Annotated in this window: 24 protein-coding genes and 5 pseudogenes (1 of these 29 cut by a window edge); 9 read left to right on the top strand and 20 right to left on the bottom strand. The window is 28.6% G+C overall.

Going from position 1 to position 22,924, the window contains the following annotated elements; translation table 11 throughout:
* A protein-coding gene (eap, locus tag IDG63_RS10035; RefSeq protein ID WP_181936057.1) for an extracellular adherence protein Eap/Map crosses the window boundary here: on the bottom strand, positions 1–1,716 show its 5' portion. 63 nt of this gene lie to the left of the window's left edge; only the first 1,716 of its 1,779 coding nucleotides appear in the window; the start codon lies at positions 1,714–1,716; its stop codon lies off the left edge, out of view.
* 388 nt (positions 1,717–2,104) lie between these two features.
* Here eap and IDG63_RS10030 point away from each other — a divergent pair, with 388 nt between their 5' ends.
* From IDG63_RS10030 to IDG63_RS10020, 4 genes are all read left to right on the top strand, one after another.
* Positions 2,105–2,302 carry a phospholipase gene (locus IDG63_RS10030; RefSeq protein WP_000239610.1) on the top strand — a complete coding sequence of 66 codons (198 nt, stop codon included), beginning with the start codon at positions 2,105–2,107 and terminating at the stop codon, positions 2,300–2,302.
* Between the two features lie 371 nt (positions 2,303–2,673).
* Entirely contained in the window at positions 2,674–2,853 is a 180-nt protein-coding gene (locus tag IDG63_RS10025) for a hypothetical protein (protein ID WP_000669789.1), read from the top strand.
* A gap of 23 nt (positions 2,854–2,876) precedes the next feature.
* The gene (locus tag IDG63_RS14955; protein ID WP_001792927.1) at positions 2,877–3,185 is read left to right on the top strand and encodes a hypothetical protein; all 309 of its coding nucleotides are present in this window, start codon (positions 2,877–2,879) and stop codon (positions 3,183–3,185) included.
* The gene (locus tag IDG63_RS10020; RefSeq protein WP_001791826.1) at positions 3,164–3,424 is read left to right on the top strand and encodes a hypothetical protein; all 261 of its coding nucleotides are present in this window, start codon (positions 3,164–3,166) and stop codon (positions 3,422–3,424) included. Before IDG63_RS14955 ends, IDG63_RS10020 begins: the two co-directional genes overlap by 22 nt.
* A 52-nt stretch (positions 3,425–3,476) precedes the next feature.
* Here IDG63_RS10020 and scn read toward each other — a convergent pair whose 3' ends face one another.
* On the bottom strand, positions 3,477–3,827 hold the full coding sequence (scn, locus tag IDG63_RS10015) for a complement inhibitor SCIN-A (RefSeq protein WP_000702262.1): 351 nt from the start codon (positions 3,825–3,827) through the stop codon (positions 3,477–3,479).
* Between the two features lie 682 nt (positions 3,828–4,509).
* Between scn and IDG63_RS10010 the strand changes: the two genes are divergently transcribed.
* On the top strand, positions 4,510–4,959 hold the full coding sequence (locus IDG63_RS10010) for a chemotaxis-inhibiting protein CHIPS (protein ID WP_000727643.1): 450 nt from the start codon (positions 4,510–4,512) through the stop codon (positions 4,957–4,959).
* Between the two features lie 92 nt (positions 4,960–5,051).
* Here the strand turns inward: IDG63_RS10010 and IDG63_RS10005 are convergent.
* Positions 5,052–5,218: pseudogene (locus IDG63_RS10005) on the bottom strand (SH3 domain-containing protein); the annotation flags it as partial.
* Between IDG63_RS10005 and sph the strand changes: the two are divergent.
* Positions 5,209–6,021 (top strand): annotated as a pseudogene (sph, locus tag IDG63_RS10000) (sphingomyelin phosphodiesterase); the annotation flags it as partial. The pseudogenes IDG63_RS10005 and sph overlap by 10 nt on opposite strands.
* Before the next feature lie 237 nt (positions 6,022–6,258).
* Here sph and lukG read toward each other — a convergent pair.
* Together lukG and lukH are read right to left on the bottom strand one after the other, a co-directional pair.
* Complete coding sequence (gene lukG, locus IDG63_RS09995) at positions 6,259–7,275, bottom strand: bi-component leukocidin LukGH subunit G (RefSeq protein WP_000595392.1); 1,017 nt, start codon at positions 7,273–7,275, stop codon at positions 6,259–6,261.
* Between the two features lie 21 nt (positions 7,276–7,296).
* Positions 7,297–8,352: a bi-component leukocidin LukGH subunit H gene (gene lukH / locus IDG63_RS09990; RefSeq protein WP_000791411.1), complete on the bottom strand. Its 1,056-nt coding sequence runs from the start codon at positions 8,350–8,352 to the stop codon at positions 7,297–7,299.
* Positions 8,353–8,787: 435 nt separating this feature from the next.
* Between lukH and IDG63_RS09985 the strand changes: the two genes are divergently transcribed.
* Positions 8,788–10,011 carry an ArgE/DapE family deacylase gene (locus IDG63_RS09985; RefSeq protein ID WP_000206622.1) on the top strand — a complete coding sequence of 408 codons (1,224 nt, stop codon included), beginning with the start codon at positions 8,788–8,790 and terminating at the stop codon, positions 10,009–10,011.
* Between the two features lie 371 nt (positions 10,012–10,382).
* Here IDG63_RS09985 and IDG63_RS09980 read toward each other — a convergent pair whose 3' ends face one another.
* Both IDG63_RS09980 and IDG63_RS09975 read right to left on the bottom strand, forming a co-directional pair.
* Entirely contained in the window at positions 10,383–11,228 is an 846-nt protein-coding gene (locus IDG63_RS09980; RefSeq protein WP_000812008.1) for a class I SAM-dependent methyltransferase, read from the bottom strand.
* Positions 11,229–11,289: 61 nt separating this feature from the next.
* Positions 11,290–12,201 (bottom strand): iron-hydroxamate ABC transporter substrate-binding protein, encoded by a 912-nt coding sequence (locus IDG63_RS09975; protein ID WP_000825510.1) that lies wholly within the window; start codon positions 12,199–12,201, stop codon positions 11,290–11,292.
* A gap of 160 nt (positions 12,202–12,361) precedes the next feature.
* Between IDG63_RS09975 and IDG63_RS09970 the strand changes: the two genes are divergently transcribed.
* The gene (locus IDG63_RS09970) at positions 12,362–13,669 is read left to right on the top strand and encodes a TrkH family potassium uptake protein (RefSeq protein ID WP_001045079.1); all 1,308 of its coding nucleotides are present in this window, start codon (positions 12,362–12,364) and stop codon (positions 13,667–13,669) included.
* Between the two features lie 1,110 nt (positions 13,670–14,779).
* Positions 14,780–15,715, top strand: a complete 936-nt coding sequence (locus IDG63_RS09965) for a TDT family transporter (RefSeq protein ID WP_001239268.1) — start codon at positions 14,780–14,782, stop codon at positions 15,713–15,715.
* 105 nt (positions 15,716–15,820) lie between these two features.
* On the opposite strand, the pseudogene IDG63_RS14725 reads toward IDG63_RS09965, so the two are convergent.
* From IDG63_RS14725 to IDG63_RS09910, 13 genes and pseudogenes are all read right to left on the bottom strand, one after another.
* Positions 15,821–16,096: pseudogene (locus tag IDG63_RS14725) on the bottom strand (hypothetical protein).
* Between the two features lie 313 nt (positions 16,097–16,409).
* A pseudogene (locus IDG63_RS14720) lies at positions 16,410–16,508 on the bottom strand (hypothetical protein); the annotation flags it as partial.
* Between the two features lie 146 nt (positions 16,509–16,654).
* A complete protein-coding gene (locus tag IDG63_RS09960; RefSeq protein ID WP_153153625.1) occupies positions 16,655–16,819 on the bottom strand; it encodes a hypothetical protein in 165 nt (54 codons plus the stop codon).
* A gap of 192 nt (positions 16,820–17,011) precedes the next feature.
* A complete protein-coding gene (locus IDG63_RS09955; protein WP_000022955.1) occupies positions 17,012–17,182 on the bottom strand; it encodes a VraH family peptide resistance protein in 171 nt (56 codons plus the stop codon).
* Positions 17,183–17,409: 227 nt separating this feature from the next.
* Complete coding sequence (locus IDG63_RS09950) at positions 17,410–18,333, bottom strand: hypothetical protein (RefSeq protein ID WP_033842523.1); 924 nt, start codon at positions 18,331–18,333, stop codon at positions 17,410–17,412.
* A gap of 13 nt (positions 18,334–18,346) precedes the next feature.
* Positions 18,347–18,940 (bottom strand): hypothetical protein, encoded by a 594-nt coding sequence (locus tag IDG63_RS09945; protein ID WP_033842524.1) that lies wholly within the window; start codon positions 18,938–18,940, stop codon positions 18,347–18,349.
* Complete coding sequence (locus IDG63_RS09940; RefSeq protein WP_086095904.1) at positions 18,933–19,424, bottom strand: hypothetical protein; 492 nt, start codon at positions 19,422–19,424, stop codon at positions 18,933–18,935. The genes IDG63_RS09945 and IDG63_RS09940 overlap by 8 nt, the downstream gene beginning before the upstream one ends.
* 338 nt (positions 19,425–19,762) lie before the next feature.
* Positions 19,763–20,332, bottom strand: a complete 570-nt coding sequence (locus IDG63_RS09935) for a terminase small subunit (RefSeq protein ID WP_086095903.1) — start codon at positions 20,330–20,332, stop codon at positions 19,763–19,765.
* Entirely contained in the window at positions 20,329–20,670 is a 342-nt protein-coding gene (locus tag IDG63_RS09930) for a hypothetical protein (protein ID WP_001662732.1), read from the bottom strand. The genes IDG63_RS09935 and IDG63_RS09930 overlap by 4 nt, the downstream gene beginning before the upstream one ends.
* A 2-nt stretch (positions 20,671–20,672) precedes the next feature.
* Positions 20,673–21,199, bottom strand: a pseudogene (locus tag IDG63_RS09925) (spore coat protein).
* A gap of 50 nt (positions 21,200–21,249) precedes the next feature.
* Positions 21,250–21,468, bottom strand: a complete 219-nt coding sequence (locus tag IDG63_RS09920) for a capsid morphogenesis B protein (protein ID WP_000448775.1) — start codon at positions 21,466–21,468, stop codon at positions 21,250–21,252.
* Positions 21,469–21,485: 17 nt separating this feature from the next.
* Positions 21,486–22,064 (bottom strand): hypothetical protein, encoded by a 579-nt coding sequence (locus IDG63_RS09915; protein ID WP_000846280.1) that lies wholly within the window; start codon positions 22,062–22,064, stop codon positions 21,486–21,488.
* 11 nt (positions 22,065–22,075) lie between these two features.
* A complete protein-coding gene (locus IDG63_RS09910) occupies positions 22,076–22,417 on the bottom strand; it encodes a hypothetical protein (RefSeq protein WP_001190614.1) in 342 nt (113 codons plus the stop codon).
* Positions 22,418–22,924: the final 507 nt, after the last annotated feature.

Genomic DNA, 22,924 nt, shown 5'->3' with positions numbered 1-22,924 from the left:
TACATCAATATCAATCTTTTTAATATCTTTGGCACTAAATAAATTAGGTGTAAAGATGTCTGATTTTAAATTCACTACTTGTTTCTTTCCATTTTTGAAATATACTGTATATTTTGCTTGTTTCGCAAATTTTAAGTCAAGATCACTGATGCCTCTTTCACTTTTTAATACAGATTTCACTTTGTCATTTAAATATTTGTAACTAATTAATTGTTTATTCGAAATTTTTAGTTTTGATAAAATTGGTGTTGATGTGCCATTTACTGCAATTGTATATGGTACATAGCTATCCGCTTTCGCTTTTGACCCTGTTTTAACATCAATATCAATCTTTTTAATATCTTTGGCACTAAATAAATTAGGTGTAAAGATGTCTGATTTTAAATTCACTACTTGTTTCTTTCCATTTTTGAAATATACTGTATATTTTGCTTGTTTCGCAAATTTTAAGTCAAGATCACTGATACCTCTTTCACTTTTTAATACAGATTTCACTTTGTCGTTTAAATATTTGTAACTAATTAATTGTTTATTCGAAATTTTTAGTTTTGATAAAATTGGTGTTGATGTGCCATTTACTGCAATTGTGTATGGTACATAGCTATCCGCTTTCGCTTTAGTTCCTGTTTTAACAGTAATTTCAATTCTCTTAACATCTTTCGCATGAACTAAGTTTGCTGTGTAATTTTTTGAATTCAACTGTAAGATTCTTTTACCACCATTTTTAAAATAAACAGTATAATAAGCTTTCTTAGCATATTTTAAATCTTGTTCACTAATACCTCTATCATGCTTCAGTACTGATTTTATTTGACTAGTTAAATTTTTGTAATTTGTCCAAGGTTTATTTGAAAATGAAAGATTCGATAAAATGTTTGTAGATGTACCATTTAAATTAATTGAATATGGAACTTGATAGTTTCTTTTAGCTTTATTTTCGATATGTTTTTTTGTATCTACGTTAATATTGATACTTTTAATATCACTTGAATTGATTAAATTCGCTGTGTAAATACCTGCTTTCAAATCTATAACTTTCTTCGTTCCATTTTTAAAATTAACTGTATATTTCGCTTGCTTCGATAGTCTCAAATCAACATCAGTAATACCTCTATTTGACTCTAAAACTGATTTAACTTTATCCTCTAAATCTTTGTAACTAATTTGTTGATTCTTATTAAATGTTAGGTTTGATAAAATGTTTTGGCTTGTGCCGTTCACTGTGATTGTATATGGCACTTGAACATTTGCTTTAGCTTTATCTTTAGGTTGCTTTTTAGTATCTACGTTAACACTGATAGCTTTAATGTCACTTGTATTGATTAAGTCAGCTGTGTAGATACCTGATTTCAAATCGATAACTCTTTTTGTTCCATTTTTAAAATGAACCGTATATTCCGCTTGCTTTGAAAGTCTTAAATCGATATCACTAATACCTCTATTAAAGTATAAAACTGATTTAACTTTATTCTCTATATCTTTATAACTAATATTTTGATTCTTATTAAATGTTAAGCTTGATAAAATGTTTTGGCTTGTGCCGTTCACAGTAATTGTATATGGAATCTGGATGTTAGAATGTCCATGGTGTAATGTACTTGATGATTTATCTAATGGCTTAGCTGCGGCAGATGCTTCGTTAGTATTAAAGTTTGCTCCTGTTGATGCTATAACGCCTAATGCTAATGTTGTTGTAATCAATGACTTAAATTTCATAAATTATCTCTCCTTTTTTATGTAATTCGTGATTGCAACTTTATTATAGCCAGACTTTCTCTATTTTTTGAATTAACTGAATATTAATAATAAATTATCTTTAACAATAATTTTTTAACACTGTTAAAAGTTCTTTTAATTTTGATTAACTAACTAATTTACAATACCTAAAATGTTGTTTGATTTTGTTTATACCAAGTTTCAAACTTAAATGTCATAACAATCTTCATTTCTTAATTCCGATTACATTTGTCAATTATATTTACAGCATCTTTATACTCAAAAAACATTTACTTAAAAATATAAATTCGATTTAATAATTAATTTAAATTTAGTTAATCAATTTTGCATCTATTTTGTTGTAAGCTATATAAAAGGAGTGATAATGATGGTGAAAAAAACAAAATCCAATTCACTAAAAAAAGTTGCAACACTTGCATTAGCAAATTTATTATTAGTTGGTGCACTTACTGACAATAGTGCCAAAGCCGAATCTAAGAAAGATGATACTGATTTGAAGTTAGTTAGTCATAACGTTTATATGTTATCGACCGTTTTGTATCCAAACTGGAGACTTTTAACATAAAATTACTTATCATTCAAAAAGTAAAACAGCATAATATCAAGGTTTATAACTTTATCATTATCAATAATACCTCATATAAAATAAAATTTTAGGGACTTTTTAGGGACTTTAAATTTAAAATTACAAGTTTAATAGAAACATCAAAATAATCACATGTTTGTGTGGAATGTACACCCCAAAAGCTAGACTGAAAAATCTATTTTTTGAGGTGTATTTTTATAGGTAAATATAATAAATTAGAGTAGACAACTCAGAATTCCAATTTTATAATAATATTGCTTGACATATCAAACTAGATAGTACTATTTTGAATATATTATTATAATCAAAAATTCATTGTAAACTTTTAGACAAAAGGAAGTAATAAAAACGTGAAATTTAAAACAACTAAAGAATGTAAAAGTAATAATATCTTTAAAAGAAGTCAAGAAATTAATAATAGAGAAAGTGAAAAGGGTTGTTTATGGGGCATTAGCATGTTGATTCTACTTTTCTTATTGATTCTGTTTGGAATAACTGCTTGTTCATCAAGCATTCACTTTATTAATTAGATTTTTTTACTTGGAGGTATCATGTGAAGAACCATACAAATATAATTAATATCTTATTAGTTATAGTCAACTCATTAACTCATTTTCTAACTCTAAACACCTCATTTTTTAATAGTTCAGCATCGGATTTCTGTTTTATCATAGGGGCTATATTTTTCTTGATCGGAATTTTTGTTGCAATATACGGTATGAAGCGAGCAACATATTGGTTAAACTTATTGATTTTATTTACCAATATTTTTTATTTTCTACACTTCTGTGTTTTACTTTTGTTAAAATATATAGGATTTAAATTATTTATTTATGAAGGGTGTGTATTGTTATTTACCTAATTTATAGTCTAATTGTCTATTTCATCTGCATTATAAATTTTTTCATAATGGCTGCACCATTCTTAATGACTAATGCTGATTATGTATGGACGCCTATGACTACAGTTACGTTATTTATTTTGAGTTTGATTATTTTCTTGATATTTATAAAAACAAAAGATGTCGTTCATTTAACAATTTTCATATTAAACTTACTTTTTTCAATACTTTATTGTTTGCCTATACTGTTTTATTTATGAACACTTTTATATTATCTAGAAAATTAAAACCACCCGTAAAAGGGTGGTTTTTTTAATATTTACTTTTTAGTGCTTCGTCAATTTCGTTATAAATCTTTTGAAGTTGATATTTTGCTTCTGACATTTTCTTAAAGTCTTTTGACTTAAGAGCATACATTGCTTTTAGACCTGAAATTTTTATAGTTCGCTTATAATAAGTGTTTAAACTTCCAGTAGCTAATTCATTAACATTTAGTTCATCTAATAACGATTTTAATTCATTAGCTAACTTTTCGTTTTGATATTCATTCGATGTTGGCAAGCTTGTGCTAGCTTGTGCCTCATTTTTATCTAGATTAGTTACTAGTGGTGATGCTAAAACGATTGCTAAAGTTCCCGCAAGTATAGATTTTCTAATTTTCATTTTTTATTCTCCTTAGTAATTAGTACTAATTTATTTTAATGACTAACTAAAAAAAAGTACATTAATTATTCATTAACTATATAGATCTTCTTATTAAATGAAAATTAATAAATTATCAAATTGACATACCTTATTGTATTTATAGAAAAACAAAAAAAGGTAAGCACCGAAATGCTTACCTACTTCCCATAAACAATATAACACATATACATTGATTTGGAAAGCGCAAAAATAAATTTAATATACTAGCCCGAAGGGGAGCAATACATAAAAAATGAAAGGCGCTCCTTGAAAACGCCCAAGGTAATATTAACATAAAATGGCTACTATTGCATTATCTAATTTTATTTAATTAAAACAAATATATAGCACAAAAAAACTAGCCCGAAGGCTAGCTTATGAATAGATGAAAATTTGAACACATTGCTGTGTCTAAGATAAATATAGCACATATTAATTACTATTAATAGAAAAATTATAGCGTTTTTTAGATCATTTCAATTTATCAAGACCAAATTCATCAAAACACTAATTGAACTTTAATTTTGAGTTAAAAATAATTAATCTTTTATTAATTTCCAGTTAATTAATATATTTCATCGATTAGATTAAACTCATTTTAGGAATTTCGCAAAACTAACTATAAATTTAAATATAGAATTTAAGGAGAATTAACATCATTATGAAAAAGAAATTAGCAACAACAGTTTTAGCATTAAGTTTTTTAACGGCAGGAATCAGTACACACCATCATTCAGCGAAAGCTTTTACTTTTGAACCGTTTCCTACAAATGAAGAAATAGAATCAAATAAGAAATTGTTAGAGAAAGAAAAAGCTTATAAAGAATCATTTAAAAATAGTGGTCTTCCTACAACACTAGGAAAATTAGATGAACGTTTGAGAAATTATTTAAAGAAAGGCACAAAAAATTCTGCTCAATTTGAAAAAATGGTTATTTTAACTGAAAATAAAGGTTACTATACAGTATATCTGAATACACCACTTGCTGAAGATAGAAAAAATGTTGAGTTACTAGGTAAAATGTATAAAACATACTTCTTTAAAAAAGGAGAGTCTAAATCATCTTATGTAATTAATGGTCCTGGTAAAACTAATGAATATGCATACTAATAGTAGTTACATAAATTAAAAGGTAGCTATTTCTTTTTTATATAAAGGTTTGGCAGACATTTCATAACTTGCCAAACCTTTATATATAATTATCAAACTGCGCTAAAATTACCAAAACTGCTTATTCTATTACCTGTCTTGTCTACCTCTCCTGTCGCTATATAACGACGTTGTCCACTATTAGCAATATAAGTAATCCATCTTAGCCATTAATGCAATATGCGCCGTCATATTTGATCGTTGCGTTATTGGGGGCAATATAAACGCGCTGATTTAATCGGACAATCTTCTTATATTAAAAATAATGATGTCGTAATATTCAATGAAGCATTTGATAATGGTGCATCAGACAAATTATTAAGTAATGTGAAAAAAGAATATCCTTATCAAACACCTGTACTCGGCCGTTCTCAATCAGGGTGGGACAAAACTGAAGGTAGCTACTCATCAACTGTTGCAGAAGATGGTGGCGTAGCGATTGTAAGTAAATATCCTATTAAAGAAAAAATCCAGCATGTTTTCAAAAGCGGTTGTGGATTCGATAATGATAGCAACAAAGGCTTTGTTTATACAAAAATAGAGAAAAATGGTAAGAACGTTCACGTTATCGGTACACATACACAATCTGAAGATTCACGTTGTGGTGCTGGACATGATCGAAAAATTAGAGCTGAACAAATGAAAGAAATCAGTGACTTTGTTAAAAAGAAAAATATCCCTAAAGATGAAACGGTATATATAGGTGGTGACCTTAATGTTAATAAAGGCACTCCAGAGTTCAAAGATATGCTTAAAAACTTGAATGTAAATGATGTTCTATATGCAGGTCATAATAGCACATGGGACCCTCAATCAAATTCAATTGCGAAATATAATTACCCTAATGGTAAACCAGAACATTTAGACTATATATTTACAGATAAAGATCATAAACAACCAAAACAATTAGTCAATGAAGTTGTGACTGAAAAACCTAAGCCATGGGATGTATATGCGTTCCCATATTACTACGTTTACAATGATTTTTCAGATCATTATCCAATCAAAGCCTATAGTAAATAGTGCTCAACTAACTAATAACTCGCTTCGTTCTAAAAAGTCGAAGCGAGTTATATTGTTAAAATTTGAATTGACTTACATTTTAATAAAATCATCTTAACAATTTTAATTTTTCATTAATACAAGTCTTTACTCTACACTCAAACAAGATTCATACACTGCACATCATAATAAATCTATCTATTCAAATATAAATAAAAGTTACCTACTACATTCTATGTAGCAGGCAACTTTTATTACTTATTTCTTTTCATTATCATTAAGTACTTTTACAAACTTCACATCATGCGTCTTCCAATCAACTTCATATAATGCTGATAATTTTTCTTCTTTTTTATCTACATGGTTTTCACCAGACCAATAGCCCCAGAAACCATGGCGATTCCAATCTATTTTAAACTCATCCATTGATCTTTTATAATGAACAACAAATTGTGATTTACCTTTGTCTTTTTTATCATGTGACATAACAGCTAAAAATTCTGGATTAAACCCTTCAGACACAGTTACAGGCATTTTGTCTTTAGGTGTGAAATTATCTTTCGCCCATAAATTTCCATTTCGTGTTAAAGAAAAGATTTCACTTTTAGTTCTATTATCACTATCATTAGTTAATTGTCTCGTATGGTCATGTCCCATATTATTTATCAAATGTGCTTCTACTTTCCAACCTACACCTTTATGTGACGTAGATTGATCAAGTAATGTACGATATGATGGTTGTTGATAACTAATCGTCTCTGAATAATTACTCTCTTTTGTAATATTTCCAGTTAAGCCTCCACGATTAATCGAAAAATCTCCACCTGTTTTATAACCATACGTATATTTAACTTCTCTTGATTCATCCTGATTTTTTGGTGCAAAGTCAGTCACATTTGTATTGTTGTTGTCATCAACATTTTGAATTGAAACTGAATAAGATCCAGGCCATCTTAATGTACTATTCCAATAACCATTTGGGTCTAAAATTCTCAAACCACTACCAATTGTACCTTTTGCTTTAATAAATACTGTTTCTTTATCATAATTAGGTTCAGTTAAGAAATTAAATTGTAAGCTTTGAGTAATATTTTTTTGACTATCACTTGTTGTAGCTGTACGTGTATACATTTTAGTATCACCATCAAGATTCTTCTCAGAAACAGCTTTAATTTCAGAATTAATTTTTGCATAAGAAGTTGCCGGAAATACAGTTAATGCAGTAGATATTGCTAAACTACAAATTGTGATGTTTTTGTATAATTGTTTAATCATTAGTAATCCGCCCTTTCAATATTATCCTTCTTTATAAGGTTTATTGTCATCAGAATATTTATCAACGACTTTAACTGTTTTATTTTTCCAATCAACTTCATAAGTGACAATTAACCTTTGACCATCTTTATTTTTTTCTAAAATTGGAGGTGCATAATGTATTCCAGGTCTGTTTTTCAAAATATCTTGATTTCGTGTGTATGTTACTTCAAATTGCGTTTTCTCATTTGACTTTTCATTAGATAAATAAGTTAAAAATTCTGGATTAAAGCCACTTCTTACTAATGCTGGGTATCTATATTTTGAAGCAAAGCTTAGCTCAGGGTTTTCTACAGTAGCAATTCTCGTATTTCTATAGAATAATAATTCATCATTTCTATTTTTCACTTCTCCACCATACTTCAAGTCATTCGCAATAACTGACCAGTGTACATGCCAGTTATTATTTTTACCGCTGGCAATTGTGTCATAATTTTGCTGATTATAACTAATCGTTTTGGAGTAGCTATTTGATGAAGTTCGTCCAATACCTTTCGTTGAATCGAATTTACCACCTGAGCTATATGAAAATGTACTGTCTACTTTCGCAGTTGAAATTTTATTTTTCGGCAATTGGTCTAATATTTCAGTTTTACGATTTCTTTTTACTTGAAAATCTACATGGTACTCACTTGGATACTTTAACCAATTTGAATTTTTTTCTTCTTTATGAGATTCAAACTTTAAATTTGAATGAATTGAGCCTTGTTTTTTAACAAGTAATACATTCTTGTCATAAGTTGGATCATCGATAAAGTCGAATTGTAAATTTTGGAGTATATTTGTTTTCTCATCATATACTGTTTCAGTTCGTTTTGTGATTTTACCGTTTTTCCCAATATCATCAGGTACTGTTGAATTTTTATCTTTATTAGTAACATTACGTTTGTCTTTTTGTTGAGACTTATCAACATGTTCTTTCTTATTTTGATCTTGCGAGTCTTTATGAGCTGAATTTGCTTGAGTCGTTGCTGCTGATAACAATAAAATTGCACATGATAATGATGACGCTATTAAAACACGTTTTTTATTTTTCATTGTTATAACCTTCTTTCGTATGATTGATATTTGTTGATATGTATCGACATGTGAATAATATCACAAAAACAGAGAATATATATTTAACTATTTATTAAATGATTTTGTTAATATTATTAAATACTTTATCCTCTTTAAAAATAATGTGTGTACAAAGTCATTAATTTAGCAAATATTTTTATTTAGTAGTTAATAACCATCGATTTGAAATTTATATATAATTATTAGCTAAATAATATCCTGCATCTTTCTCATACAATTTACTATAAAATTAAGCATATCCGATATCAGTGTTAATAAGATTGTTGATACTAGATAGTTAATTTCATAGAACGAAATCAAATAACACACTACTTTCTGCATTTTAAATTATGTTTAAGAATAAAAATTATGTTTATATAAATATATATACTACTTTGAAAAGGTGTGAGCTTAATGACAACTTTTAGTGAAAAAGAAAAAATTCAATTACTAGCAGATATTGTTGAACTACAAACTGAAAATAATAATGAAATAGACGTTTGTAATTATTTAAAAGATTTATTCGACAAGTACGATATTAAATCAGAAATTTTGAAAGTTAATGAACACCGCGCCAATATCGTTGCAGAAATCGGTAACGGCTCACCTATACTCGCATTGAGTGGTCATATGGATGTTGTTGATGCAGGAAATCAAGATAATTGGACTTATCCCCCTTTTCAACTCACAGAAAAAGCTGGCAAATTATACGGTCGAGGCACAACGGATATGAAAGGCGGTCTGATGGCTTTGGTCATCACACTCATTGAATTAAAAGAACAAAATCAATTGCCTCAAGGAACGATAAGATTACTAGCTACTGCTGGCGAAGAGAAAGAACAAGAAGGTGCCAAATTATTAGCTGATAAAGGCTATTTAGACGATGTCGATGGCTTAATTATTGCTGAACCAACTGGATCTGGAATTTATTATGCACATAAGGGGTCTATGTCATGTAAAGTAACTGCAACTGGTAAAGCTGTCCATAGCTCAGTTCCATTTATTGGTGACAATGCAATTGATACACTGCTTGAATTTTATAATCTATTTAAAGAAAAATATTCAGAGCTTAAACAACAAGATACTAAACATGAATTAGATGTTGCGCCTATGTTCAAATCATTGATTGGAAAAGAAATTTCTGAAGAGGATGCAAATTATGCATCTGGTCTTACAGCTGTATGTTCGATTATAAATGGCGGCAAACAATTTAACTCTGTACCAGATGAAGCTTCACTTGAATTTAACGTAAGACCAGTTCCTGAGTATGATAACGACTTTATAGAATCGTTTTTCCAAAATATCATTAATGATGTGGATAGCAATAAGCTTTCACTCGATATTCCAAGCAATCACCGACCTGTAACAAGCGATAAAAATAGCAAATTAATTACTACGATTAAAGATGTAGCTTCTAGTTATGTAGACAAAGACGATATATTTGTTTCGGCGCTTGTAGGTGCAACAGATGCCTCTAGTTTCTTAGGAGATAATAAGGACAATGTTGATTTAGCCATTTTTGGACCAGGTAATCCATTAATGGCACATCAAATCGATGAATATATTGAAAAAGATATGTATCTGAAATATATTGATATTTTTAAAGAGGCTTCCATTAAATATTTAAAAGAGAAATAAGAACGATGCTGTCAGCTGCCCTATTCGCGTGCTGGCAGTTTTTTATTGCGAATTTTAAGTTGATAGAAATAACGATGAATATTGTTTGAATGTAAATATTCAAATATCAACAAGCACATTTTCATTGATTAAGTGATGTAAAACTGAAATTATTGTGCTGATTTGTCATACATATATTGACTAATGGTCATATAAAAAGATAGCTTCTAATAGTTACATAAAACTCGTAAAAACCTTCTCGTAAAAGGAATGGGACATAAATCCCTAGAAAACAGCAGCTCAACGAGCTGTAAATTATCAAATACATTTGAAAAAAGCTGATTTCTATCAAATAATTTATAGAAATCAGCTTTTTTACATTGTCTAAGAACTTAATGTCTCTGTCTCTTTGGAACTTTATATTTCATAAGTACTATTTTATTGTTTAACCTTTTTTTTAAATAAGGTATAAATCTACAATATCCAAATAAGCCCCATCGATTCTTATAATAGTCAAAATAATTATATTCATGTATTACTCTTATTGTATTTGGTAAAATTTCATTCAATTTTTTTAAATCATTGTAACCATATTTAAAAACAGGTTGTGAGGATAACTTTGATACCGATTGATGTCTCTTTGTATTATTCGCAATTGTTTTTGAGCAAAATTCAATCGCAAATGTCAAATTATGATCTCCCATCTTTTTGATAATAGTGTCCAATAATTGAGTCATTACACTCTCATCAAAATACATCAATACACCTTCAATAATAAACAATATATCTGACTTACTATTAAAAAATTTATAATTTTTGACATCATCAATCCAACTGTAATCTAGCATAGATTTAGATATCATCTTATAACTATTACTTTCTTTAAAAAATGTTTTTCGTATTTCTATTGATTCTGGTACATCTAAATCTATCCATGATATTTTTTCTTTATTAAATCTTTGAAACCTTGTATCTAAGCCACAACCTATATTGACCACGATTAAATCTTTATTATCCTTGATAAGCCTCTTAGTAACACAATCTATTATCACAGTACGTATACTAATTCCAATTTGAGACATGTCATCACATGTAACATTTTTGTACATATCATCTAAACCATCAAATATTTTTTTAGATAGTGCGTCTTTTATTATTGGTTTTTCGTTTTCGTACTCTTTTGCTCGAGCTATCAAAGGAATTAACATTGATTCGGGAATTCCAACCAGTTGCTTCATTTAATCACTCCTTAAAAACATTAGTACCAATGCATAAGAAAATTTTTACAACTTATTTCTATTATTTTTTATTTAAAATTTCTTTTTTTAATTTACTTCTCAAATGTTCTAATGTAATAGGATCTGTGAACCAATAATCTTCTGCTTTATATGAAATTACATGTCCTTTTTTTACAGCTTCAATATTCTGCCATGTATGTGTTTTTTCAAAATCAAATTTTCCGTACGAAGGTTTACTTAAAAATATATAATCACCAGCATATTTACTAATATTTTCTTTTGAAATGGAAGCATAGCCTTTTTTATCTTCTTGTAATTTATCTTTATATTGCTTTGTCATTGGCATACCGAATGCATCATGAACAATATCCAAACCACGACCCCATGTAGAGTTATATATGTATATTTGCTTTTCATCTGGTTCAAACACAGATGCTGTTGCTTGACCAATTTTACTTTGAATTTCTTTTTTATCTTTTCTAGTTTTATCGTCCCACTCTTCAATCCATTTTTTAGCTTTATCTTCATTATTAGTCAACTTGCCTATTTCTTTTAATATTTCTTTATGATTGTATTTATTGTATGTATATGGGATTGTTGGCGCTATTTTTTGGTATTTTTTTATATTTTTATCCATAGCATCTACAACAATTAAATCTGGTTTTGCTTTAGCAACTCTTTCAACATCATTTTCTCCAATATAATCAACCCCTTTTAAATAAGGTTTTAAAATTGAAGAATCTTTAGTTATATCTGAAACAGCAATTGGTTTGATTCCTAACTTTATAAAATCACCAACATAAAATCCAGTTAATACAGCAACTCTTTTAGGTTTCTCTGGTACTTTCAGTGTTTCACCATTTTCAATTTTATAGTCTGTAGTCTTTGTCGAGTTACTTGTTTTATCGACAGATGCTGAACACGCAGTCAAAATAAATAAATTACATAATAAAATTCCAATTAATCTTTTCATAATATCATCCTTTTGTTTTTTAATTGATATTCATTTTCAATTATAAAATATTAAAAGAATTAGTCAACGCCTGTTAGTAATACACATCAGTAACATTTCTATTTTCATTTATGATATTATCTAATTATTAATTTATAATATAAAGGAGTATGAAATTAAAATGAACAAAGTCCACAAACCTTTATATTTTTATTTAATGCTTTTCTTCTCTACAACTATCATAGGTGCACTTTTATTGTATTTACCTTTCACTGGTAAAAAGCCAATATCTTTTTTAGATGCCCTATTTATAGCTTCAAGTGCATTTACAGTTACTGGCCTATCCCCAGTTGATATAGGATCACAGTTTAATATACTTGGTGAAATAGTAATACTATTATTAATTCAAATAGGTGGTCTGGGTATCGTGACCGTAACCCTATTGACACTAGTATTTTTAAATAGAAAGATATCAATGAAAAATAGATTCTTGATTATGGTTACATGGAATATTGACGAACCTGGTGGTGTTATTAAACTAATTAAACACTTGGCTATTTATAGTTTAGTCACTGAATTAATTGGTATGATTTGTTTGTGTTTATCTTTTATACCAAAATTTGGTATAGGCAAAGGTTTATTTTTAAGCTTATTCACATCAGTATCAGCTTTTAATAATGCTGGATTTGCCCTTTTTAAGAATAACTTAATAGATTATTCTAGTGATCCAATTGTCATTATTACAATCTCAATACTCATAATATTTGGAGGTATTGGACATTTTGTCGTGATAGACTTTATTAATTGTAAAAAATTGAGTAAATTATCTTTACATTCTAAATTAGTCTTAACTACAACTAGTATCCTAATAATTATAGGAGCTATTACATTCTTTTTATTAGAACAGTTTAATACTATGCAACATATGGGACTAGTTGAAAAAATCGGAAATTCTTTTTTCCAATCAGTAACAACACGAACAGCGGGTTTTAACAGTATAGATATAGCAAGCATTAACAAATCTACCGCCTTAATGTTAATGCTACTTATGTTTATTGGTGGTGCCCCTCTCAGTGCAGCTGGAGGAATTAAAATAACTACTTTTGCAGTAGCGTTTATTTTTGTACTAAATTATATACGTAAAGAAAATAATGTTTCAGTATTCAATAAAGAAATATCTGACAAACATATAAAACTATCTATTGTTACCATTAATATCTCATTTCTATTTATCAGTATCATTACTTTTATATTATCGATAATTAATCCGAACATATCATTAATCAAGTTATTATTCGAAGTGGTTTCTGCATTCGGAACAGTCGGGTTAAGTATGAACCTTACCACAGAATATCATGGTATTACTAAAATAATTATTATATTCGTTATGCTTTGCGGTAAAGTAGGACTATTAACTTTATTAAGAACATTTATACCACCAAAAAGTCCTAAAAATTACCGCTACACTAAAGGACAAATTTATCTATAAAATAACTATCCATCTTTAACAAGAAATGAACTAGTGTTTTAATTTATTACATTTAAAAAACTACCTAAACAGGTAGTTTTTTGTTTTTTATTTATTTTAGGCCCATTAAATGTCTTATGTCTTTAATTAAGTAAAATGCACAAGTACACCTTTAAAAAGATCTACTCAAAACTAAACTATACCTAGTTAACCGCTTGTGATTAAGAAATTTTAAATGTGGTTTCTTTTAATTATGTCAACCACCCATAAGGATTTTAATCAAGCACTCATTCATTCCTGCACTCGCAATATGCATTACTTATAGAAGTTGATGTACTCTCATATTAAGGGCAATACAATAACTTCCGCACCACAATGATTTAAGAATCTCAATAACACATCAGCACATAATAAAGACACCTCTCATAAGTTTAGTCAACTAATGGAAGGCGTCTCGTAATTAAAATATATTTACGTGCATTCTAATTTGTACTTAGAATGAATCATACTCGTGCATAATGTAATTTTCTAGTTAGTTAGAACTATAAACAGTTTTACATCATTCCTGGCATTAAGGGCAGTATGAAATAGATATAAATCATATACAAAAATCCTATTAAATCAGCATCGTGTATTCTTTATGCATTCAATTTTTTTAGTTTTTTTATTTCATTATGACCAATTTATGACCACCAATTATCGCACACATAAATCTCTATAAGTATATTTGCAATGATAGATATGATTATCCATATAATGCTTTTTCATTGCAATATAATGCTTATCTCAGCATCTTATATCACCTAATAAAGTTAGTGTAAAATGTTAAAATTGATAAAACTATATAAATTTGTCCACCCATTTTTGATTAATAAATAAGCGTTTGATGCCTGCAACGTGTGATTATATTTATATTAATACGTATAAACATCGTCATATTTTTTTATATTCAACGTTGTAATCACGTATTATACTGAATATAAAATATCAAAAATAGATAAATACATATATTTCCCGAAACAACATCATATTAATCCACATTAAACATACAAAACTCATTCTGCTTATTAATAGTTCTAAGATATCATGTTATAATTAGTGAATAAAATCACAAAAGGAAGGTTTTAAATCATGAGACTTCAAAAAGCACCTTTAGTAACATCGGGATTGATCTTAGGTTTGTTGGGGTTGGGCAATCTCTTGAAAGACATATCACTTGTTTTAAATGCTATTTGCGGTATCTTTGCCCTCTTTATTTGGGTTCACCTTTTATGTACTATTCTCAATAATTTTAAAAATGTTAAAGAACAATTGAATACCCCTCTAGTTTCATCTGTGTTCACAACATTTTTCATGTCTGGATTTTTGGGAACCACTTATTTAAATACGTATTTTAGTGATGTAACCATTATCACTAGCTTAATAACACCCTTATGGCTCTTATGTCTTATGGGGATTATGATACATATGATTATTTTTTCAATTAAATATTTAAAAGATTTTTCACTTGAGAATGTTTATCCTTCATGGACAGTGCTTTATATTGGTATTGCTATTGCTGGATTAACAGCACCAATCAGCGGATTTTATTTAATTGGAAAATTATCAGTTATATATGGTTTTTTAGCAACATGTATTGTCTTACCAATAGTATTCAAACGATTAAAAACGTATCCATTGCAAACGTCTATTAAACCGAACACTTCCACAATTTGTGCACCATTTTCTTTAGTTGCTGCGGCATATGTTATAACTTTTCCTAAGGCAAATGATCTAATCGTTATTATTCTTTTGGTATTGGCTCAGTTTTTTTATTTTTATATTATATTTAAACTTCCAAAGTTGCTAAAAGAGCCGTTTTCACCAGTATTTTCAGCTTTCACTTTTCCTTTAGTAATTTCAGCAACTGCCTTAAAAAATAGTTTACCTGTACTAACGTACCCAGAAATTTGGGAATGGCTCTTATTTTTTGAAATTACATTAGCAACTTTAATAGTATTAAGAGTCTTTTTAGGCTATGTTCATTTCTTTTTTAAAACTAGCCCGAAGGCTAGCTATAACTCTTAATCTAATGTAGCACTTTTAAAAATATCTTATAGTAATGACAAAATGATAAAGAGAAATATGACAAGACATATCTTAATAAATCTTTGCTCAAAATCAACCAGCCATTCAGCTGCCGATTTTACTTGCTTCATATAAAACTGGGTATAGGGTAAAAAACTTAATTCTATACCCTATTATTTTTTTCTCTTTATCCACCAACCCTTAAAATTGCTTGAATGTCTGCATTATTAAAATTAGCTTTAAACTAAAGATCTGAGGTTTCAATTACCATTTGGTAATCCAAGACAATGTAATATTTATTTGTAATTGTTTTAGTATTTACTTAACTGTTAGATAACTTTCAATTTTATAAATTACTATACACATTAAAAATAAAATCATTAAAAGTACTAATACTAATGACAGTCAAACACCAAAGTACCTTTTCCTCACTTTATCATTTTTCAACCATTCCGCAATATATTAAGTATCTATAATCAATACCCTAAATTTATACATACACCTAATATGTTTACATAAAAATAGGCAAGTACCGAAGTACCTGCCTGTTATCTACATTTAAATCTTGAGAGAAATGTTAAAAAGTTCTAGTAAAATAATAGCACATTTTATCTTTAAATGTAAATAGAAAGCAGGTGTGTAATGCACCTGCTTAAATAGACATGACTATGTCATTTCAACTGATTTCTCCCCATTAGTCGCCTAGTACCTGACTAGTTGGGGCAGAACCATTCCATGTTCTAATAGGCAAGTAATAACGTTGCCCCTCCCATGTATATAATACCCATAAATAGCATTTATATAACTAATATATGCAATTTTACAAGGCTCAAAATTGAGTTCTGCCGTTAAATTCATAAACATTTAGTATGGAATTTTAGTTTCGCCATCTTTAGTGATATGCTCTTTTTCTCTCTCTTCTTGCGGTAATGTTGCTAATTAGTATAAGACACTCGCGCCCATATGTCCCACCGGTGGGACATTTAATTCTGGATTTTCAGCTATTTTCATAAATCTATTAGCTGATGATTTGCTTAATCCAATTTTTTCAAGCCACAGTCTAAAATCTCCATGCGCTAAATCATTTTCTTTCACACGTTTCAATCTTTAACCAATTTCAAATATCGACTGACCAGCCTTTGATGATGTCGAATTTAACAATGTAATATATACATTTTGCATACATAGTTATTAAAACTCATTCCTCACTGCAACACAGGGCGTTTCTCAGCATAAAAAAATGCCACTTATAGTGATATAGAAATTAATATATAAGTTGTTTGTATAATAATACTACTACTTAAACAACTCTTCATTAAAGTACAAATAGGCTAATACGCCTATAGGAACACCTAATAAAGGAGTTGTAAATATGCTTGCTAAGAATACGTAAAATACTAAATAACATACATCGTCAGCTTTCCATTTCTTGTTAACTAAATATCTCCATATTTCTTTAATGCTCACACGATAACCACCTTTTTAATATGTAATAAAATTCTGTTCACTCTTACATATATCATAATATTACTATAAATTAAATAGGCATTTTATTGATTTTAACTATCGAATTTATATTCGATTTCTTATTCCAAATGTCACATATAAATTATTTAAATAAAAACGCCACTCGAAAGTGACGTTTAAAAAGATTTTTTAACTTGTCAGTGTGTTCAATATTTTAATTCATAAATTTATTCATTTATCATTTTTTCAGCTTTTTTTATTTTAATCTTAACTGCTTCAAGAGTTTCCTGTGAGAATTTTTTTTCTTTTTCTTTATTCCACTCATCGTTATTAAAAGAATTAATAACAGCTGGAATAATTAATATAAATGAATGTAATAAAATTAAGGAATTCTTTAAACTTTCTGCTTCTCTCAGATATTCTCCAGTATACTTAGCAATATTGATGTCTATCTGAGAATTACTCTCATAAAATCTAATTTCAATCGTATGCTCATTGTACTTAAATTTAGCCAGTATTTCAGTAAGAGAATCCATTTCAATAATAAATGACATAGTACTAAACAAATTCATAACATCATTACCAGCCCCAATTAAAGTAGCTTGATTAGCATTGCCAGAACCCTTAAATCCTGTCACTCTCTCAAGGGTTATATTTTCATTTTCATCTATATTATTATCATTTTTAAACTTTGATATTAACCAAATAAAGAAATCGGAGTTAAAACTAAATGTTTTAGCCTCAATTATTTTATTAGATTCACTATTGTTGATTTTTCTTAATATACTTAACGCATTAGAACCCGTTCCTCTATTTATTATGTATTGAGTTCTACTTCCGTCAGTATAAATTATAAAGTAACCATTTGTTTGCTTTACTCTTTCTTCATATATTGGGCTATTTTCAAATCCAGTTATCAGAGAGTCATATTTAAATGAAAGTAAATTAAATGTAAATGTTTCCCCTTTAATTTTTACTTCCTTATTCATTTCAAAGGCTTTTTCAACAATATACGTTAATTGATCCCCTGTATATGGATCTATAGTGGGAGTTAGCCATTTATCATAATTTAATATATTATCAATAATTTCATCTATACTTTTGTATGACTCATCTTTATTTTTAGAGTTATCAATATATTTACTAAACACTTTATCCCCTACTTTATTTTGAGTTATATTTATTATGAACTTTCAAATTTGTAATTGTCACTTCGTATTTCACGATATTCCCATAAAACTTAGCACTAATTTCCCCTTCTTTTTCTGACACTGAGTGTCTTTCACTCAAAGTAATATCAAACGTTGGATATATTTTAGTAGTTCCCTCTTCAAAAGAGTATTTAAATTTAGAGGGCGTTAGCGTTTTAATATATGGATCGTTACTTTTCATAACATCTATCCACTGTGGGAATTGAATTGTAATATGCCCTCTCTTAATTAAACTATCATTAATTTCTATTTTAGCAACTATAGTTCTTGGTTTATCAGTAACTTTAATTATACCCGATTCATCTCTTTTTTCTAAAATTCTAATAGAAATTTGAGTTCTATACGAGAGATAAGTAAACATCATAAAATTGAAAAAAGCAGTGTAAACCGCTACTGCCATAGAAAATAAAACCTTTTCTGACAAGATATTTTTAATAATAGGAATATAAACAATTAAATTTATTTTACTAGCTAAGTAATATGAAAAAAACAAAAATACAAGAGTGCAAGCAGATTTAATTAAATCATTTTTCCATTTACTATTCATTTAAATAGCTTTCCAAATTAGCAATAACTAAATCAACAAATTCTTCTTTATTATCGAAGTATATAAGTCCATTCGAATTTATTTCGATATTACTACTTTTTTCATAATTATATAGAATTAATTTGTCTATAAAAATTGAACCTTCATCGAAAACCCAAAAAAGATATTCTTTCACCGCTGAAAAGCCCATTTTTTTACTTTTAAGGTTTTCTATAATTTTATTTATTTGAGTTCTAGTTTCTTCATCTAAACTAGGATCATTGACCTCAAAACTAATAAATTCTAAGTTTTTGTTCTCTATAACTCTTTCTAGAAGTGATAACATTATTTTTGAATTGATTATTACTTGAGAGTAACCTTGTTCATATATCTTTTTCATTTTATCTGGATAAGATCCAAATTTAGAAAGATCTTCCACATCAAATGATTTTACAATGTATTTATGATCATCAAATTTTTTCATTATTTTTGCATAATTCGCCATTTGGATCCCTCCTCTAAAAACGATTATTATTAATAAAAATATGCAATGCTTATATATAATATAAAACATTTTCGTACTTTTTACTACAAATTCATTTAAATTTGTCAAGTTAGTCTGAAATTGTTGACACATAATGCTTATTAAATACTACCTTTCTATCATTATTAATATTGTAATTACTCTTTTCGTATTGGTTCAGCTGAACTAAACATTTTACTTTGCTTCAGATTTGATAGTTGTTTTTCTCTAGCCTTTTCTTGAATATCTCCAGTTAAATCTTTGACGTAAAGAATTTAAATAAAATAAACCACCACCTATTTGAAGGTAATGGTTTCACATTAATCCTCTAACGGAATATCATCCACAATCACAGTATGATTAGGATTATTGTTAGATACATCTTTTACAGTTTTATCTAATTCTTCATCATCGCCATCCCATTCACCAATGTTAATGAATATAGGGACATTCCCGTTAATATCATGCTTATCTGTAAATAACTTATGGTATTTACCCAACATATCACGAGCTTTTAAACGATCACTAGGCTTAATTGGTACCTCTACCAGTTCAACATGTTCGTTATAGACTAACTGTACTTTGCCACTTTGTGGATTCTCTTTATATTCTCCACGTTTGACCACAACTTCTTTCGTTTCTGTTTCATCACCGACTGCCGCATTCGTAAGCACATGTAGTAACTCTTTTGCGGTTAATACATTCTCATCTATAACCTTATCTTTTTGTTCTTGTATATATTGCTTGATGTGTGGCTTCTTCAATAACCTACATCCTGTCACATGTGCACTATTTGCGCTATAGCCTGCTTTTATGGCACTTTGTGTTACATTAAGTGTTCTTATATACTCATTCACAAAACGCGCTTGTTTTGCCGTTAACTCACTCATTCTATCACCTCCACAATTTTATCTAATAAGGTTTCATACCATAATCTTACAGATTGTTCTGAACACTCTAAGACATTGCTAATATCTTTAAAACTACGTCCTTGTATTAAAGAATCGAAAATATAAAACTCTTTATCATTAGCTACTTGGTCAACAATCATTTCTAAGTGATTCTTTACAATATGATCATCAATGTTATCGTCTGCCATCCATTCATTAGAATTTTCATCACCTATTGAAAAGAATTCATCAGTATTTATATCATCATCTATTAATACATCACTTCTAGTTCGCTTATGATAATCACACACGATGCCTTTTATTTGTTTTTTATCCATTGTTACACCACTTTTACATGTGAAGATTGGTGATAAGCATTTACTCGTGCAATCTTGCTATTTTCAATTGCTGTATTTCTTTGTTTTTGACGTTCTGAACGTTGTTTAATACTTGCTTGATACAAATCAACTTGTAAGCGTTCAATGACGTTGTAGGGCTTATATCGTCCATTTGAACGCATATATTTTACAACTTGCTTCTGCTCTTTTTCTGTATAATGATTTAGTACCTTTTTCAACAACGCCATATTATTTATAGATCTATTTTTATAGTTTTGTAACCCTGCTTTTGTTTCAATAATTTTGATAACTAATTTTTCAATCGGATATGAGACAGACACGACCCCCATTATTTCATCACATGTTGTGGTCGACGCGCTCATATGATACATACTTTCAATTTGGAATTCACACATTTAATTTTTTTATTAATAAATGCTGGGTTAAATTGCGTTAATAGTTGATACTCAGATAATTTATTGTCGCTATTACGATAATATAAACAATTCTTCGTTTTAAGCAGTTTCATTTATTCACCCCTATAAACAGAGCCTACCCGAATTGGATAGGCAATCATTGCTATTTAATAATCCTGTTTTGCTTAGCTAAATTTTGTAGCGTTGTACCATATTGCTTTTGCTTAGACTGTTCTGATTGTTGTAACTCACTTGAAATCTCCTGCATATTGTTTTTAATATCCAAATCAACTGCATTTATTAATAGATTTGTATCTTCTTCATTTAAACCAAATGCATTTGCGACTTTTTTAGTATTATTTAACTCGTATTTTGTTTCCATTTAATTACCCTTTCTTTTTAACGTTTTAAAAACAACTTGTTATTGTGTTCGTATGGCAAATCATTACCATTAATATATGATGTAAATATATTTTCTCTAAAGTAGCCATTCAATGCTTCCCTAGCCTCTTTATCATCATATAATTGTTCTTGACTATAAATACTCGCATATTGCTGATGCTCATCTTCATATCTATCATTAATATCTTCTATTTCATCAATGATCTCATTATATGCATCGACTACTTTTTTTAATTTACCTAAAGCTGATTGCTTTTCTGATTCGTATAATGATGACAACTCGCTTTGATGTTTTAATAATTCAATTGTCTTTTGATATTTAACTTCTTTCGACACACTTTTCTTTGTCTCTAAGCGTTTATTAAGTGCTTTTAGTTTCTTTTCATCAGCATCTGTTGCTTGATATAGGTTATCTGCTTTATCATCTTGTCCATCCATGATTAACTGTTTATATGTGGACTTATCTATCTTTATTTTACTCTCCAATGCATTACGCTCTTGTTCCAATTCTTGTATAGCCTTTTGTTGATCTATTACAAATTGGTTGTATTCTTTAAAGTACGATTCAGTTTTCATTTTTATCCCCTTTACACTTCAATTCGTTTCAAAGCTTCATAGCGTTTCATACTGCCATCAGCTAATTTCTTAATACTTCTCATCGCTTGTTGCTTTTCTTGTTCTGTCGTAATGATGTAATAACCACGTTCACTAGGTTTATAACTGCATCCGATAGGATAACCATAATCATATACTAATGAATTGATTACTCTTCGTAACCATCGTTCATTGCTTGAATTATATTCATATCCCAATTGATTTAAGATTTTAGTTTTAGTAATATACTTATTGGACGTATTTTTTATCACATTGAAAACTTGCAGGTGTTCGGTGGGTAAATGATACGTCTCTTTTTCTGCGATACTTTGCATTTCTACACCTCTTTCTTTTAATTATTTCATACCTAAATTATACCATTTTTACAGGTCTAAAACAAACTTACGTTCGCTTTATAGCGCGTTTATCAATTGTTTAGCTTATCATATATAACACTTATAAAATCATGTTATAAACTTAACGTTAGGCTTTTCACATTAACCTAATATAGAACTTAAGTTCGGTAAAATAACACGAACAAACAGCGAACAAACTTAACTTTTAGGCCTATGCCAAAAACACAAACTTTAGCTTGTATTAGCGTTAACAAAGTTCGCACACCTTGCACAAATCTTGCCATTTTTTCAATTCTCAAAGACTGTATACCTTCCGATTTTAAAAGCTAACACCTTTATATAACCTTATTATTTTCAAAGCCATAAAACAGCTCAATATCAACATTTCACACTTTTTTTAATTTCGCACACCTATCTATTAACTCACTATTGTTGCAACCTTTACATTTTAAAACTTCTATACCTTATACTTTTACATTAGGAGCC

It is taken from the genome of Staphylococcus sp. EG-SA-14, assembly GCF_017151935.1.
In the GTDB taxonomy this organism is placed as follows: domain Bacteria; phylum Bacillota; class Bacilli; order Staphylococcales; family Staphylococcaceae; genus Staphylococcus; species Staphylococcus aureus.
Note: the sequence above shows the minus strand (reverse complement) of the source record. Positions and strands in the feature narration are given on the sequence as shown.

Bases quoted from the DNA above. Each gene is read 5' to 3' on its own strand.
- lukG (WP_000595392.1), bottom strand. From the start codon at position 7,275: ATGATTAAACAATTATACAAAAACATCACAATTTGTAGTTTAGCAATA.
- IDG63_RS09970 (WP_001045079.1), top strand. From the start codon at position 12,362: ATGAACAAAGTCCACAAACCTTTATATTTTTATTTAATGCTTTTCTTC.
- IDG63_RS09930 (WP_001662732.1), bottom strand. From the start codon at position 20,670: ATGGATAAAAAACAAATAAAAGGCATCGTGTGTGATTATCATAAGCGA.
- IDG63_RS09985 (WP_000206622.1), top strand. From the start codon at position 8,788: ATGACAACTTTTAGTGAAAAAGAAAAAATTCAATTACTAGCAGATATT.
- IDG63_RS09975 (WP_000825510.1), bottom strand. From the start codon at position 12,201: ATGAAAAGATTAATTGGAATTTTATTATGTAATTTATTTATTTTGACT.
- IDG63_RS09965 (WP_001239268.1), top strand. From the start codon at position 14,780: ATGAGACTTCAAAAAGCACCTTTAGTAACATCGGGATTGATCTTAGGT.
- IDG63_RS09910 (WP_001190614.1), bottom strand. From the start codon at position 22,417: ATGCAAAGTATCGCAGAAAAAGAGACGTATCATTTACCCACCGAACAC.
- IDG63_RS10010 (WP_000727643.1), top strand. From the start codon at position 4,510: ATGAAAAAGAAATTAGCAACAACAGTTTTAGCATTAAGTTTTTTAACG.
- IDG63_RS09945 (WP_033842524.1), bottom strand. From the start codon at position 18,940: ATGAATAGTAAATGGAAAAATGATTTAATTAAATCTGCTTGCACTCTT.
- IDG63_RS09980 (WP_000812008.1), bottom strand. From the start codon at position 11,228: ATGAAGCAACTGGTTGGAATTCCCGAATCAATGTTAATTCCTTTGATA.
- scn (WP_000702262.1), bottom strand. From the start codon at position 3,827: ATGAAAATTAGAAAATCTATACTTGCGGGAACTTTAGCAATCGTTTTA.
- IDG63_RS09940 (WP_086095904.1), bottom strand. From the start codon at position 19,424: ATGGCGAATTATGCAAAAATAATGAAAAAATTTGATGATCATAAATAC.
- IDG63_RS09920 (WP_000448775.1), bottom strand. From the start codon at position 21,468: ATGGAAACAAAATACGAGTTAAATAATACTAAAAAAGTCGCAAATGCA.
- lukH (WP_000791411.1), bottom strand. From the start codon at position 8,352: ATGAAAAATAAAAAACGTGTTTTAATAGCGTCATCATTATCATGTGCA.
- IDG63_RS09935 (WP_086095903.1), bottom strand. From the start codon at position 20,332: ATGAGTGAGTTAACGGCAAAACAAGCGCGTTTTGTGAATGAGTATATA.
- IDG63_RS09915 (WP_000846280.1), bottom strand. From the start codon at position 22,064: ATGAAAACTGAATCGTACTTTAAAGAATACAACCAATTTGTAATAGAT.
- IDG63_RS10030 (WP_000239610.1), top strand. From the start codon at position 2,105: ATGGTGAAAAAAACAAAATCCAATTCACTAAAAAAAGTTGCAACACTT.